Origin of the sequence: Devosia sp. (genome assembly GCF_028290645.1) — a bacterium.
Classification (GTDB): Bacteria; Pseudomonadota; Alphaproteobacteria; order Rhizobiales; family Devosiaceae; genus Devosia_A.
On sequence record NZ_JAQGJL010000263.1, the window covers coordinates 1 to 13,742 of the forward strand.

The window sequence follows — 13,742 nt, forward strand, 5'->3', positions numbered from 1 at the left end:
GCCGCGGCAATCCTCAACGACGCCCCGCCCACCTTCGCCCTCGCCGGCTTCTCCATGGGCGGCTACCTCGCCTTCGAAATCCTCCGCCAGGCCAGGTCCCGCATCCTCCGCCTCGCCCTCCTCGACACCTCCGCCCGCCCCGACAGCCCCGAAGCCACCGAGAAGCGCCGCGAGGCTATCGCGCTAGCCGAGCAGGGAAAATTCACCCTCGCCGCCGCCCAGGCCTTCCCCAACGCCGTACACCCCGACCATGTCGCCGACGCCGAGCTCAAGGCCCTCCACATGCGCATGTCGGCCGCCATCGGCCCAGAAACTTACATCCGCCAGCAGACCGCCATCATCAACCGCCCTGACTCCCGCCCCGACCTCCCCACCATCAACCTCCCAACGCTCGTCCTGGTCGGCGACTCCGACGCCATCACCCCACCCGAAGCGGCGAAGGAGATGGCCGCCGGCATCCTCGGCGCCAAGCTCGTCACCGTCCCCACCGCCGGCCACATGGCCCTGGCCGAACAGCCCGCGATCGTCACGGATGCCGTGGTCGACTGGCTGAAAGCTTAGTGTTTTCGTCTCCCTCCCCAGTAGGGGGAAGGGACAGGGGTGGGGGTCCACAGCCACCGCACCCCCAGTAATTCCCTACATTTGAAGCAAATTAACCCAACCGCAACCACGTTGCGCTTCCCTGAACCCATCCCTGCGCCGCTTTCGCTAAGCTGCGCACCGAACTGGTTTGGGTTGAAGTCTTGGCAGTTATCTCTCGCGACCTTCGTGCGGCCGCCCGGCTGCTGATACTTGCGGCGCTCGCCGCGCCGATCCTTGCTGCCTGCGGCGGCGGGGGAGGGGTACCGCATGTCAAGCGGGCCGCCTTCAGCTCCAAGGAATTTGGCGTCGCCGTCAGCCCGCGCGTCACCAACGCAAAAAATCCGCCCAGGGGCGGCGGCCGCTACATGGTCGGCAAACCTTACACCGTGCGCGGCGATGTCTACGAGCCGCTGGAGAACCCCGTCGGCTACGTCGCCTCCGGCAGCGCCTCCTGGTACGGCAACGATTTCCACGGCCGCCGCACCGCCAATGGCGAGATCTTCTCCGCCAACGCCATCTCCTGCGCCAGCCCGGTGCTGCCGCTCCCGAGCTACGTCCGCGTCACCAATCTCGACAACGGCCGCTCCATGGTCTGCCGCGTCAACGACCGCGGCCCATACCTCCACGGCCGCGTGATGGACCTCAGCTACCGCGCCGCCGAAATCCTCGGCTACGCCGGCAAGGGCGTCGGCAATATCCAGGTCCAGTATGTCGGCCCGGCGCCGCTCAACGGCGACGACACCCGCATGCTGCTCGCCAGCGTCGACCGGCTGACCAACATGGAGCAGCAGACCACCCGCCTCGCCATGGTCGACGCCCCGACCAATGTCAGCGTCAGCGGCGGCCGCATCAACTTCGCCGACTATCAGCAGCAGCAGTCGGCGCCGGCCGCCCGCGAGGACGTTCTGGGCGACTTCATCGACCTCTTCGGCTATGCCGAAAGCGGCGCCGCCGATGCCGCCATCAACAGCGCCCACGCCGCCGCCAATGCCATGGCCACCCACTCCGGGGCGCTCGAATCGTGGGTCGACAGCGTCGACGAGGACAAGCGCGCCATCCGGCTGGAACTGGGCGTCTTCACCGATCCCGCCCGGGCCGACGACGTGGCGCAGCAGTTCGCGATGCTCGGCGCCGTCGACGAAGACGCGGTGCGCATCCCCGGCGCCAATGCAACCCGCCTGACGCTCACCCATCTGAAGCCGGGCGTGGCGCGCAATGACGTGATGTTGCTCGCCAAAAATCTTGGACTCAAGGACCTGCTGCTCTATTAATCGGAACGCGGCCGGGGCAGCGGCCGCAATCGGGGTTGAGCTTGCGCACCTTTAGCCTGAAATTTCTGGGAATCATGGTTGCCATCCTATGGGCGGCAACCGGTGGGGCTTTCGCGCAGGATTTCGACACTAAGGCGAAGTTCGCCGTTCTGATGGACTACGAGTCCGGCACCATCCTCTTTTCCAAGGCGGCCGACGAGCGGCTCGAGCCGGCCAGCATGTCGAAGCTGATGACGCTGGCCGTAGTGTTCGACCAGCTGCAGAACAAGAAGCTCCAGCCCGACGACGAGTTCTTCATCTCCGAGCACGCCTGGCGCGACGGCGGCGCCTCTTCGGGCGGCTCGACCATGTTCGCGGAGCTCAATTCCAAGATCAAGGTGATGGACCTCGTCCGCTCGGTCATCATCCAGTCCGGCAACGATGCCGCCATCGCGCTCGCCGAAGGCATAGCGGGCAGCGAACTCAGCTTTGCCGGGATGATGAACCAGCTGGGCAAGGAGATCGGCCTCACCGGCTCCAATTTCGTCAACGCCACCGGGCTGCCCGATCCGGAGCAGTACTCATCGGCGCGCGACCTGGCTACCATCGCCCGCTTCATCATCGCGCAGTTCCCGGAATACTACCCGATCTTCTCGGAGCGCGAGTTCACCTGGAACAAGATCCGCCAGATGAACCGCAACTCGCTGCTCGAAATCGGCATCGGCGTCGATGGCCTGAAGACCGGCCACACCGAGGCCGCCGGCTATGGCGAAGTGGTCTCCACCGCCGCCACCGGCCGCCGCCTCATCGCCGTGCTGCACGGCCTCAAGTCGATGACGGAACGCACCGAAGAAGCGCGGAAGCTCGTCACCTGGGGCACCCGTGGCTTCGAGCTGATCCCGGTCTATGCGGAAGGCGCCCCGATCTCCTACGCCGACGTCTATGGCGGCAGCTCCGGGCAGGTGTCGCTGGTCGGCAATGGCAAGATCGACCTGTTCCTCCCCAAGGGCGCCCAGAACTGCCCGCAGGCCACCGTCACCTACAAGTCCCCGATCCGCCCACCGGTGAAGAAGGGCGACCAGCTCGCCCAGCTCAACGTCATGTGCAACGGCGCCGTGGTCCAGGTCACGCCGCTCTTTGCCGGCGAGGACGTCGCCGAAGGCGACATCGTCCGCAAAGCCACCGACGCGCTGAAGGAACTGGCGCTCGGCTGGCTCTAATCCTGCGGTCCTGACGGAGAGGCGCCGCCCTCGTCCCCTCTCCCCTGAGGGGAGAGGGCAGCGCAGCTAGGACCGCCAGGTCCGTAGCGAAGCTAGGGTGAGGGGTTCAGCGGTGCCGGGAACTCTCTGGCAGCATCGCAACACGCCGCAACCGAGCGAAAAACCAGTCACCTCACCCCTCATCCGGCCTTCGGCCACCTTCTCCCCTGAGGGGGAAGGGATAGGGCTGCCGCAACCGGAAGACTTGCGCTTCAGCCGCCACCTCAACGGACGACACGCCCTGCGCTTCCGGCGCTCGCGCGCCGTTGAGGTTGCTTCTGGCTTTCGCCGCAGCGACATCGCAGGTAATACGTGACTCGCAACGCGCCCCAGGGAAACTGATCGATGCTCGATGTGCCCGCCAAACCGGCGGCCCGCTTCATCACCTTTGAAGGCGGCGAAGGCGTCGGCAAGTCGACGCAGGTCAAGCGCCTGCTGGTGCGCCTCAACCGCATGGACATCGAGGCCGTCCGCACCCGCGAGCCCGGCGGCACGCCCAAGGCCGAGGCGGTGCGCGCCTTCATCCTGCAGGGCCGTTCCGAACCCTGGGGCCCCGGCGCCGAGGCCGTCCTCTTCGCCGCGGCCCGCTACGACCATGTCAGCTCGCTCATCGCCCCGAGCCTCAACAGCGGCAAATGGGTGATCTCGGACCGCTTCCACGATTCGACCCGCGCCTATCAGGGCCTCACCGGCGGCGTCGACGACAAGCTGATCCGCGGGCTCGAAGTCCTGGCGCTCGATGGCCACCAGCCCGATCTCACCTTCATCCTAGACATGGATCCGGCCGCCGCATTTGCCCGCGTCAACAGCCGCCAGCTAGAGCGGGCACTGGCCGAGACCGGCGACCGCTTCGAGAAGGAGGACCTCGATTGGCACCGGCGCCTGCGCGAAGCCTTCATCGCCATCGCCAAGGCCAATCCCGAGCGCTGCATCGTGCTGCCCGCCGGCCAATCGGAGGATGCGCTGGAGCAGGAGGTCTGGGATACGCTTACCCGGCGTTTCCCCGAGCTCGAGGCGAAGAAGGCCGGCTGAATTGGACTATCCCGAACGCGAACCCGACCAGCTGGAGGGCGTCCCGCCACCGGAATTCCAGGCCAGGGTCGCCGGCCACGTCGCTCCACTCGCAACGCTGCTCGAGCGCCTCGACGCCGGCCGCTTGCCCGGTGGCATCCTGATCCACGGCCCGCGCGGCATCGGCAAGGCGACGCTGGCCTTCGAGCTGGCACGCCGCATTTTCGAGCGCACCGGCGACGAGTCGCCCGTCCACATCGCCGCGCAGGTCGCGGCCGGCGCCTATCCGAACCTGTTCGTCATGCGCAAAGCGGCGCGCGACACCGGCAAGGGCTACTACACAGCCATCCGTGTCGACGAAGTCCGCCGCTTCATCGAGGAAATGCGGATGACGCGGGGCAGGGCAGGGCACCGCATCGCCATCGTCGATCCGATCGACGACGCCAACGACTCGTCCGCCAACGCGCTGCTCAAGATCCTCGAGGAGCCGCCGGCCGACACCACGTTCCTCCTCGTATCGCACCGTCCCGGCTCGCTCCTCCCCACCATCAAGTCGCGCTGCTTCCAGGTCGCGCTCCGTCCAATCGCCGACTCGGACGTCCGCAGGGTGCTCGAGCGCAATGCCACCGATCCCTCCGGTATCGACCGGGCCGTATCCCTCGCCGCCGGCCGCCCGCGCCGCGGCTTCGAGGCGATGCTGCTGACCGAAGGCGGGGCACTCAGCCGCTTGCAGGCCTGGCTCGCCGATCCGGTGGGCGCGCCGTCCTCAGTACGCCTCGCCCTCGCCGATGCCCTGGGCGGCGAGCGCGACTCCGCCGAGCTGCGCTTCGCCCGCGACATCCTCAACGACTGGCTGGCCGAAGCCGCCAAATCCGCCGCGGCCGCCGGCGACCGCGTCCGGCTTGCCTCGGCCAACGAGCTATGGGACAAGGCCCAGCTTTCACTCGCCGATGCCGATGAATACAACCTCGACATGCGGCAGACCCTGGGCAGCATTTTCGATGCGATCCGGAAACTTGCCCAATTGACCGTTCCCACCGAGCAGCGATGACCGAGACGTTCTACATCACCACGCCGATCTTCTATCCGAACGGCGCACCGCATATCGGGCATGCCTATACGGCGCTGGCCACCGACACGCTGGCGCGGTTCCAGCGGCTCGACGGCAAGGACGTTTTCTTCCTTTCGGGCACCGACGAGCACGGCATCAAGATGCTGCAGACCGCCAACGCCCAGGGCATCAAGCCGATCGAACTCGCCGATCGCAACTCGCAGCGCTTCCGCGACATGGAAGCGGCCCTCAACGTCGTGCCGGACGATTTCATCCGAACCACCGAGACGCGCCACCATGCCGCCAGCCAGGAACTCTGGCTGCGCATGCTAGCGGCCGGCGACATCTATCTCGACAAGTACGCCGGCTGGTACTCGGTTCGCCAGGAAGCATTTTTCGACGAGGGGGAGACGACCGTCGGCGAGGACGGGATCCGGCGCGAACCGCTCGGGTCACCCGTCGAATGGGTCGAGGAAGAGAGCTATTTCTTCCGTCTCTCCGCCTATCAGGATCGGCTGCTGGCCCACTACGAGGCCCATCCCGAATTCATCGCGCCGGCCGAGCGCCGCAACGAAGTGCTGAGCTTCGTCAAGGGCGGCCTCAAGGACCTGTCGATCTCGCGCACGACGTTCGATTGGGGCATCAAGGTTCCTGCGGACGGGCGTCACATCATGTACGTCTGGGTCGACGCCCTCACCAACTACCTCACCGGCATCGGCTTTCCCGACGAGGCGAACCCGCGCTGGAAGTACTGGCCGGCCAATGTCCACCTGATTGGCAAGGACATCATCCGCTTCCACGCCGTCTACTGGCCCGCCTTCTTGATGAGCGCCGCTATCCCGCTGCCCAAGCGCGTCTTTGCCCATGGCTTCTTGTTCAACAAGGGCGAGAAGATGAGCAAGTCGGTCGGGAACGTCGTCGATCCGTTCTCGCTGGTTTCCGCCTTCGGCGTCGACGCCGTTCGCTACTTCTTCCTCCGCGAAGTTCCGTTCGGACAGGATGGCTCCTATAGCCAGGAAGCCATCATCAACCGCATCAACGCCGACCTCGCCAACGACCTCGGCAACCTCGCCCAGCGCTCGCTCAGCATGGTCGCCAAGCACCTCGAAGGCCGGGTTCCCAAACAGGGCGGACTGAGCCCGGCGGATGCCGAGATGCTGGCCGCCGCCGATGCGCTACACGAGACCGCCCGCGCGGCCATGGCCGACCAGCAGATCCACGCAATGCTGAGCGCGGTGTTCCAGGTCGTCGCTGACGCCAATCGCTACTTCGCCGTCCAGGAGCCCTGGACCCTGCGCAAGACCGATCCGACGCGGTTCGAGACCGTGCTTTTCACCACGGCCGAAGTGCTCCGCCAGGTGGGTATCCTGCTACAGGCCGTCATGCCTGCCTCCAGCGGCAAGCTGCTCGACCTGCTGGCAATCTCCGCCGACCAGCGCAATTTCTCCAGCCTCGGCCCCGCCGGCCGCCTCGGCGACGCGATCCTGCCCACCCCCGTCGGCGTCTTTCCACGCTACGTGGAGCCCGAAGTGCCTGCCGCCGAGGCCTGACGTGCTGATCGACTCCCACTGCCATCTCGATTTCCCCGAGCTCGCCGCCGACCGCGCCGGCGTCCTCGCCCGCGCCAAGGCAGCCGGCATCGACGGCATGGTCACCATCTCGACCCGCGTCGAGCAGTTCGGCACCATCCGCGCCATCGCGGAAGCCAACCCCGAAGTCTGGTGCTCGGTCGGCACGCACCCCCATCACGCCGAGGAGGAACTGCACATCCCGGTCGAGGACCTGGTCCGGCTCAGCACCCATCCCAAATGCGTCGCGATCGGCGAAGCGGGGCTCGACTACTTCTACGACAATGCCCCCAAGGACGCGCAGGAGACCGGGTTCCGCCGCCACATTGCCGCGTCGCGCATCACCGGCCTACCTTTGGTCATTCATTCCCGTTCAGCTGACGTTCATATGGGTGGCATTCTGGCGGAGGAAATGGGGCAGGGATCCTTCCCTTTCGTCCTCCACTGCTTCACCGGCGGGGCCGAACTCGCCCACCAGGCACTTGCTCTCGGAGGTTACATTTCCTTCTCCGGCATCATCACCTTCAAGAATGCCGAGGAGATCCGCGAGGTTGCCAAATTCGTCCCCGCCGACCGCTATCTCGTCGAAACTGATGCACCTTATCTCGCTCCGGTGCCCCATCGCGGCGCCACCAACGAACCCGCCTTCGTCACCCACACCGCCGCCCGGGTCGCCGAAGTCCGAGGCATCCCCCTCGAACAACTCGGCGCCGAGACCACAACCAACTTTTTCCGTTTATTCTCAAAGGCCAAGGCGTAATGCCTGAAGCACAGCGCATCATCGCCACAATCATGGGCTGCGGCTCCTCCGGCGGCGTCCCCCGCATCGGCGGCCACTGGGGCGTCTGCGATCCCGACAACCCCAAGAACCGGCGCCGCCGCTGTTCGCTGCTGATCGAGGGCTACTCCGACGGCTCGGACAACCCGACCCGCATCATCGTCGACACCGGCTGTGACCTCCGCGAGCAGCTGCTCTCAGCGGAGGTCGACCGGGTCGAGGCGGTGCTCTACACGCACGAGCACGCCGACCACACCCATGGTATTGATGATCTTAGGGTTTTGGCGCTCAACAACCGCCGCCGCGTCGACGTCTACTTCAGCCCGGAAGCCGCCAACCGCATCGTTCCGAGCTTCGCCTACTGCTTCACGGCGCCGCCGGGATCGGGCTACCCGCCGATCCTCAACCAGCACCTGATCGAGGCCGGCACGGCACTCACCGTGGACGGGCCCGGCGGTTCGATCACCGTGACGCCGTTCCGGCAGGACCATGGCGACATCTTCTCGCTGGGCTTCCGCATCCGCAACTTCGCCTATTCCTGCGATCTCAGCGGCATTCCGGACGCCTCGCGCAAAGCCGTCAGCGGGCTCGACACCTGGGTGCTCGATGCCTTGCGGCCGACGCCGCATCCCAGCCACCTGAGCCTCTCGGAAGCACTTGAACTCGTTGAGAATTTGCGGCCACGCCACGCCGTCCTCACCAACCTTCACATCGATCTCGACTACGTCCAGACCGACGCCATGACGCCCGACCACGTGCGGCCGGCCTATGACGGGCTGCAGATCGATATCACCACCGGCGAAATAATCAGTCCCCGCTAGCCGGTGGGGCGGTATCATAGGGCGCATTGGGAGCCATTACGCATGTTTGAAGTCATCGACACCGGCATCGCGCCGTCGAGCGGTCCGATCAACGACTGCGTCCGCGCCGGACAGCACGTGTGGCTGGTGGTGGTCGCCGAGGATCCCAAGACCGGCGCGATCGTCGATGGCGATATCGAGGCGCAGACGCATCAGGCGCTGTCGAACCTCAAGCAGGCGATCACCGCCGCGGGCGGCGCACTCACCAATATCGTGCAGGTGCAAATATTCCTGATCGACAGCGCCGATGCACCCGGAATGAACCGGGTTTACGCCCAGTTCTTCGATACCAAGCCATACCCGATCCGTGCCACGGTGGTGGTGAAGGAACTGCTGGCCAAAGGCCTGCGGATCGAGATCACGGCAACCGCGGTTGTCGGATAGCCGGCATCGTAGCCCTTTGGACGTTCCGCCTGGCGGAGCATCCGGCAGGTTCGCGACCCGTCTCCCGCGAAGCGACCCTCAACGAGCTCACCACCAAGGAGAACGTCGATGAATAAGCTAGTCAGCCTACCAAGGGTTGCCGGCGTGGGCGTGCTTGCCCTTATCGCGATCGCCGGCGGTGCCGAAGCGGCGCCGCCACAGCTGCCCGCCAATTGCAGAGAGGCCAAGCCGACCATCGGCGTGGCACTGCCGAACACGGTGAATCCCTACTATATCGCCATGCAGGACAGCTTCAACACGCACGGCGCGGAGCTCGGCTATACGGTGAATGTGGCCATCGCCAATGACAACGATTCGAACCAGCTCACCCAGATCGAAGCCTTCGTCCAGCAGGGCGTCTGCGCAGTGGCGCTCAACGCCGTGACCTCCGGCCCGGGTGCAGCCAGCGTCAGGGCGTTGAACGACGCGGGCATCCCGGTCTTTACGGTGAACGTCATCGTTTCGCCCGACGACCTGACCGCCCAGGACGCCTCGTTCGTCGAATATGTCGGGGCCGACCAGGTGGCGGGCGGAACGCAGATGGGCCGGCTGGTGCTCAAGGACATGGGCGCCGACGCTACTATCGTGGTGGGCATCGTCGGCGATCCTGACCAGATCTCGACCAACCAGCGCGACCAGGGCTTCACCGACGCCATCTCCGTGGACCCGAATGCCCAGGTGGTGGCGACGGTCAACGGCAAGGTCGATCCAAATGTCAGCCTGCAGGCCACCGGCGACATGTTGCAGGGCCATCCGGACATCAACGTCATCTGGGCCGACACGGGCCCGCATGCCGTCGGCGCGCTGCAGGCCATCACCCAGCAGGGCAAGACCGACACGGTCAAGCTTTATGCCTTCTGTGCGGCCGACACGGCACTGACCCCGACCTACGTGGCCTGCGCAGCCCAGGAGCCCGCGGACTATGCCCGCATCGTGCTCGACAACATGAAGAAGTACCTGGGCGGCGCCGACGTGCCGCATGAGGTGCTGCAGCCGGTCAAGATCTTTGTCAACGGGCAGAAGCCCGGGCCCGGGGAAGTGGGCTGACCGGCGGCGGGACGCCGGCGAAGGCGAACTGCGACGATCGATGGCGAACCTGTGCGCAATGGGACCTGGGAGCCAGGATTTCGATCCCCGAGAGGCATTTATGCCGTAATAAGGCATCTCGTTCGGCCCTATGGTGTACCAGAGGAGTCGCTTTCGACGGTTGTATGGCGAGGGCTTGCATGTTGCGAACAAACGAACCTGCCGATGAACGTTCAGTTTCGTTCAATCGGAAAGTTCCATAATATATCTTATGCGAATTGCGGATTGAGCAAATGAACCTTGAGAACGACCTCGCCCACCGGCTCGTTGAAGCCCATCGTGCCGGACGCCACGACGTCGATGCGGCGCCCTACGCTGAGCTGGACCGTGATACGGCCTATCGCATCCAGCGGGCAACCATGGCCGACCTCGGCCAGACCCCGGCGCTCTATAAGACCCTGGTCGCACCGGATGGCCTCGGGACCGTGGCGCCGATCTATCAGTCGGGCTTCGGCAAGTCCGGATCGTTCAGGCTCTCGTCGCCGAACATCACTGGGCTCGAACTCGAAGTCGGCTTGGTGCTCGCCAACGACCTGACGGCCGCGGCCGCCAACCGCGATGAAATAGATATTATCGAAGCGATCGATTACTATTTCGTCGGCATCGAGGTGTGCGGCACGCGCTACGTCGACCGGACCATTGCCGGCCCCAACGGCGGGCTCGCCGACAACGCCTCGGCCCTCGGCTACGTCATGGACCCGACGCATCGCGATCCGGGTGCCGACATCGAGAACTACGACGTTGAGCTCGAGTTCGCGGGCCAGAAAATCTGGTCGGCTCCGGCCAAGCACTCGTTCGGCACGGTGCTGAAATCGTTCATCGCCTACGCCAAGAACCAGCATCCCGCGTACCCGCTGAAGGCCGGCACGATCGTCACCACGGGCTCGCTGTGCGGCCTTGTGCCGATCGCCGGCACAGGCCATGTGGTTGGTCGCCTCGGCAGCCATACGGTCGAGTTCGACATCGTCTGAGCGGAGCCCGCCATGCAGCCGTCACGCGACATTTCCGGCTTGATCGAGATCATGGCGGCGCTGCGCAACCCCGATGGCGGCTGCCCCTGGGACCTCGAGCAGGACTTCTCGAGCATCCGTCACTACACCATCGAGGAAGCCTATGAGGTGGCGGACGCCATCGAGCGGGAGGACTATTCCGACCTCCGGGAGGAGCTGGGCGACCTCCTCCTGCAGCCCGTCTACCACGCCCAGATGGCCTCCGAGCGCGGGCTGTTCGACATTGGCGACGTGGTCTACGCCATCACCGAGAAGCTGATCCGCCGCCATCCGCACGTCTTCGGCGAAGAGGCCGCGAGGAACGCCGGTGGCGCCAAGGGGAAGTGGGAAGAGTTAAAGGCCGACGAGCGGGCGAAGAAGGCCGAGCGCAAGCAGGCGCCCTCTTCCATCCTCGACGATGTTCCAAACGCTCTGCCGGCCTTGTCGCGCGCCGAGAAACTCAGCAAGCGCGCCGCGTCCGTGCAGTTCGACTGGCCGGACTGGCGCCAGACCTTCGACAAGGTCAGCGAGGAACTCGGCGAAGTGCGCGAAGCGGCCGACGCCGAAGACAAGGCGAAACTGCACGAGGAACTCGGCGACCTGCTGTTCGCCGCGGCAAATCTGGCCCGCAAGCTCGGGGTCGATGCCGAAGCGGCGCTGCGCGACGCCAACGTCAAGTTCGACCGGCGCTTCCGCTATGTGGAGGCCCGGGCGGAAGCGGACGGTGTACCGCTGGGCGAGGCCGGCCTCGAACGCCTCGATGGCTATTGGAATGTAATACGCGCCAGGGACCGCTCAGGCGGCGTCTGAGCCCTCGATGCGGCCGGCGAAGCGCTCGGTGAAGGCGTTCTTGTGCCGTGCCTCGACGCGCACCTCGTAGACTTGCCCGTTCTCGTCCGGCTCCTCCTTGGAGATGATCTCGGCGTGGCCGTAGAGCCAGCCGACATCGGCGCCGGCGGTGTGCGGCACCAGAACCCGGTAGGTGCGGCCCTGCCCGGCCAAAACCTTCTCGATGGTGTCGAGCAGCTTATCCAGTCCCTCCCCGGTCTGTGCCGACACCGCCACGCTGGCGGCGACCTTACCCAATGGAGACATCGTCGCCAGCGCGGGAATGCCACCGTCGGCGTCGCGCTCCAGCAGGTCGATCTTGTTCCAGACTTCGATGATGGGCGTCGACTCCGCCGATACGCCCAGCTCCTCGAGCACCTTCAGCACGTCGGCCGCCTGCGCGGCGTGGTCCGGATTGGCGACGTCCCGGACGTGGAGGATAACATGGGCCTCGAGCACCTCCTCCAGCGTAGCGCGGAATGCGGCGATCAGGTCCGTCGGCAGTTCCGACACGAACCCCACTGTGTCCGAGAGCATCACGTCACGTCCGTGCGGCAAGGCGATCTTGCGGACGGTGGTGTCGAGGGTCGCGAACAGCAGGTCCTTGGCGAACACCCCTGCCCCCGTCAAGGCATTGAATATGCTTGATTTCCCGGCATTGGTGTAGCCGACGAGCGCCACGACCTGGAACGGCACGGCGTCGCGCCGGCCCTTCTGCTGGCCGCGCGTTTGCCTAACCTTTTCAATGCGTTCCTCAAGGAGCTTGATGCGATCCTGAAGTTGCCGGCGGTCGCTTTCGAGCTGCGTCTCGCCGGGACCGCCCATGAAGCCGAAGCCGCCTGACCCGCGCTGCCGTTCGAGGTGGGTCCAGCTCTTCACCAGCCGGCTCTTCTGGTAGTTGAGATGCGCCAGTTCGACCTGCAGCACGCCCTCGCGGGTCGCGGCTCGCTCGCCGAAGATCTCGAGGATCAAACCCGTCCGGTCCAGCACCTTGGCGCCGGTTTCCTTTTCGAGGTTGCGTTGCTGGATCGGATGCAGCGCGGTGTCGACGAGGAGGAGCTCGATTTCTTCCTCCTTCACCCGCTTGGCAAAGTCGGCGACATGGCCGCCGCCGATGAATGTCGCCGGCTTGATCTCCCGCACCTTGCCGATCTCGGAGAAGACGATCTCGACGCGGATGGCGTTGGCGAGGCCCTCGAACTCGGCCTTGCGCGCCTCGATGCTGTGGGCCGCAGCGCGCCCGCGGACGTCGGGCACGATCAGCCCGACGCGGGTCGGCGCCGAGCGCTGATCTATGAATGCCTGAGGGCCGCCCTTGCGGGCGGCCTCGTCGTCGAAATCGTCGGTCATATGGTTGCGTCAGTCCTCGGTCGGATGCTCGGGATCGAACAGCTGGATCGGAGCCCCGGGCATGATCGTCGAGATCGCGTGCTTATAGACGAGTTGCGACTGTGCATCACGTCTCAACAGCAGGCAGAAATTGTCGAACCAGGTGATCACACCCTGCAGCTTGACGCCGTTCACGAGGAAGATCGTGACCGGTACCTTCTGTTTGCGTACGTGATTAAGAAAGGCGTCCTGGAGATTCTGGGTCTTTTCGCTGGGCATTGCTGGCCTCTTCTCGCGGGATACTCGTGGGGCGATGACCGGCGGCCACACCCTGTTCTTGTGGGGCAACGGCCGCCACCGCCCCTGCCCGATTTTGCCGTCAGTCTCCCATCGCAATGGAAGTATGGCACAGAAGATACCGAGTGCCTACCCGTACACGGAGGCCCCGGCTACAAGCCGAGAGACTTGATCTTCCTGTGCAAAGCGCTCCGTTCCATGCCCACGAACTCGGCGGTTTTGGAGATGTTGCCACCGAACCGTTCGATCTGGGCCATGAGGTATTGCCGCTCGAAAACCTCGCGGGCATCACGCAGCGGCAGGCTCATCAGGTGCGCCGATGAGTCGCTGTCGCCCACCGTCGGGAGCACTTCACCAATATCGGGCGGCAGCAGTGCGGCGGTGACTACTCCATCTGCGTGCGTCTGATCCTTGATCAAGATCAACAGCCG

The 13,742-nt window shown here is 65.3% G+C and carries 15 protein-coding genes; 12 read left to right on the forward strand and 3 right to left on the reverse strand.

Going from position 1 to position 13,742, the window contains the following annotated elements; all coding sequences use genetic code 11:
- The 12 genes from JWQ89_RS14375 to mazG all read left to right on the forward strand — a co-directional run.
- Positions 1-561, forward strand: a 561-nt coding sequence (locus JWQ89_RS14375) for an alpha/beta fold hydrolase (protein WP_299642104.1), incomplete at its 5' end; no start/stop codon positions are given.
- A gap of 182 nt (positions 562-743) precedes the next feature.
- A complete protein-coding gene (locus tag JWQ89_RS14380; protein ID WP_299642106.1) occupies positions 744-1,853 on the forward strand; it encodes a septal ring lytic transglycosylase RlpA family protein in 1,110 nt (369 codons plus the stop codon).
- A 74-nt stretch (positions 1,854-1,927) separates the two neighbouring features.
- Positions 1,928-3,052: a D-alanyl-D-alanine carboxypeptidase family protein gene (locus tag JWQ89_RS14385; RefSeq protein WP_299642107.1), complete on the forward strand. Its 1,125-nt coding sequence runs from the start codon at positions 1,928-1,930 to the stop codon at positions 3,050-3,052.
- Positions 3,053-3,436: 384 nt separating this feature from the next.
- Positions 3,437-4,123, forward strand: coding sequence for a dTMP kinase (gene tmk, locus JWQ89_RS14390; protein ID WP_299642109.1), 687 nt, complete (start codon positions 3,437-3,439; stop codon positions 4,121-4,123).
- A 1-nt stretch (position 4,124) separates the two neighbouring features.
- Positions 4,125-5,153 carry an AAA family ATPase gene (locus JWQ89_RS14395; protein WP_299642111.1) on the forward strand — a complete coding sequence of 343 codons (1,029 nt, stop codon included), beginning with the start codon at positions 4,125-4,127 and terminating at the stop codon, positions 5,151-5,153.
- A complete protein-coding gene (gene metG / locus JWQ89_RS14400; RefSeq protein WP_299642112.1) occupies positions 5,150-6,703 on the forward strand; it encodes a methionine--tRNA ligase in 1,554 nt (517 codons plus the stop codon). Before JWQ89_RS14395 ends, metG begins: the two co-directional genes overlap by 4 nt.
- 1 nt (position 6,704) lies before the next feature.
- Complete coding sequence (locus tag JWQ89_RS14405) at positions 6,705-7,481, forward strand: TatD family hydrolase (RefSeq protein WP_299642114.1); 777 nt, start codon at positions 6,705-6,707, stop codon at positions 7,479-7,481.
- Complete coding sequence (locus JWQ89_RS14410) at positions 7,481-8,320, forward strand: MBL fold metallo-hydrolase (RefSeq protein ID WP_299642116.1); 840 nt, start codon at positions 7,481-7,483, stop codon at positions 8,318-8,320. Before JWQ89_RS14405 ends, JWQ89_RS14410 begins: the two co-directional genes overlap by 1 nt.
- A gap of 42 nt (positions 8,321-8,362) precedes the next feature.
- A complete protein-coding gene (locus JWQ89_RS14415) occupies positions 8,363-8,743 on the forward strand; it encodes a RidA family protein (protein ID WP_299642118.1) in 381 nt (126 codons plus the stop codon).
- 108 nt (positions 8,744-8,851) lie between these two features.
- Positions 8,852-9,829 carry a substrate-binding domain-containing protein gene (locus JWQ89_RS14420; protein WP_299642119.1) on the forward strand — a complete coding sequence of 326 codons (978 nt, stop codon included), beginning with the start codon at positions 8,852-8,854 and terminating at the stop codon, positions 9,827-9,829.
- Between the two features lie 272 nt (positions 9,830-10,101).
- Entirely contained in the window at positions 10,102-10,839 is a 738-nt protein-coding gene (locus tag JWQ89_RS14425) for a hypothetical protein (protein ID WP_299642120.1), read from the forward strand.
- Between the two features lie 12 nt (positions 10,840-10,851).
- Positions 10,852-11,667, forward strand: coding sequence for a nucleoside triphosphate pyrophosphohydrolase (gene mazG / locus JWQ89_RS14430; RefSeq protein ID WP_299642122.1), 816 nt, complete (start codon positions 10,852-10,854; stop codon positions 11,665-11,667).
- Here the strand turns inward: mazG and hflX are convergent.
- The 3 genes from hflX to JWQ89_RS14445 all read right to left on the reverse strand — a co-directional run.
- Positions 11,653-13,035, reverse strand: a complete 1,383-nt coding sequence (hflX, locus tag JWQ89_RS14435; protein ID WP_299642123.1) for a GTPase HflX — start codon at positions 13,033-13,035, stop codon at positions 11,653-11,655. The two genes, mazG and hflX, sit on opposite strands and share 15 nt — an antisense overlap.
- Positions 13,036-13,044: 9 nt before the next feature.
- A complete protein-coding gene (gene hfq / locus JWQ89_RS14440) occupies positions 13,045-13,293 on the reverse strand; it encodes an RNA chaperone Hfq (protein WP_299642125.1) in 249 nt (82 codons plus the stop codon).
- Between the two features lie 170 nt (positions 13,294-13,463).
- The coding region (locus JWQ89_RS14445; protein WP_299642126.1) for a helix-turn-helix domain-containing protein at positions 13,464-13,742 on the reverse strand (279 nt) is incomplete at its 5' end.

Excerpts from the sequence above, each read along its gene's own strand:
- JWQ89_RS14425 (WP_299642120.1), top strand. The coding sequence starts at position 10,102 with ATGAACCTTGAGAACGACCTCGCCCACCGGCTCGTTGAAGCCCATCGT.
- tmk (WP_299642109.1), top strand. The coding sequence starts at position 3,437 with ATGCTCGATGTGCCCGCCAAACCGGCGGCCCGCTTCATCACCTTTGAA.
- hflX (WP_299642123.1), bottom strand. The coding sequence starts at position 13,035 with ATGACCGACGATTTCGACGACGAGGCCGCCCGCAAGGGCGGCCCTCAG.
- mazG (WP_299642122.1), top strand. The coding sequence starts at position 10,852 with ATGCAGCCGTCACGCGACATTTCCGGCTTGATCGAGATCATGGCGGCG.
- JWQ89_RS14420 (WP_299642119.1), top strand. The coding sequence starts at position 8,852 with ATGAATAAGCTAGTCAGCCTACCAAGGGTTGCCGGCGTGGGCGTGCTT.
- JWQ89_RS14385 (WP_299642107.1), top strand. The coding sequence starts at position 1,928 with ATGGTTGCCATCCTATGGGCGGCAACCGGTGGGGCTTTCGCGCAGGAT.
- hfq (WP_299642125.1), bottom strand. The coding sequence starts at position 13,293 with ATGCCCAGCGAAAAGACCCAGAATCTCCAGGACGCCTTTCTTAATCAC.
- metG (WP_299642112.1), top strand. The coding sequence starts at position 5,150 with ATGACCGAGACGTTCTACATCACCACGCCGATCTTCTATCCGAACGGC.
- JWQ89_RS14410 (WP_299642116.1), top strand. The coding sequence starts at position 7,481 with ATGCCTGAAGCACAGCGCATCATCGCCACAATCATGGGCTGCGGCTCC.
- JWQ89_RS14415 (WP_299642118.1), top strand. The coding sequence starts at position 8,363 with ATGTTTGAAGTCATCGACACCGGCATCGCGCCGTCGAGCGGTCCGATC.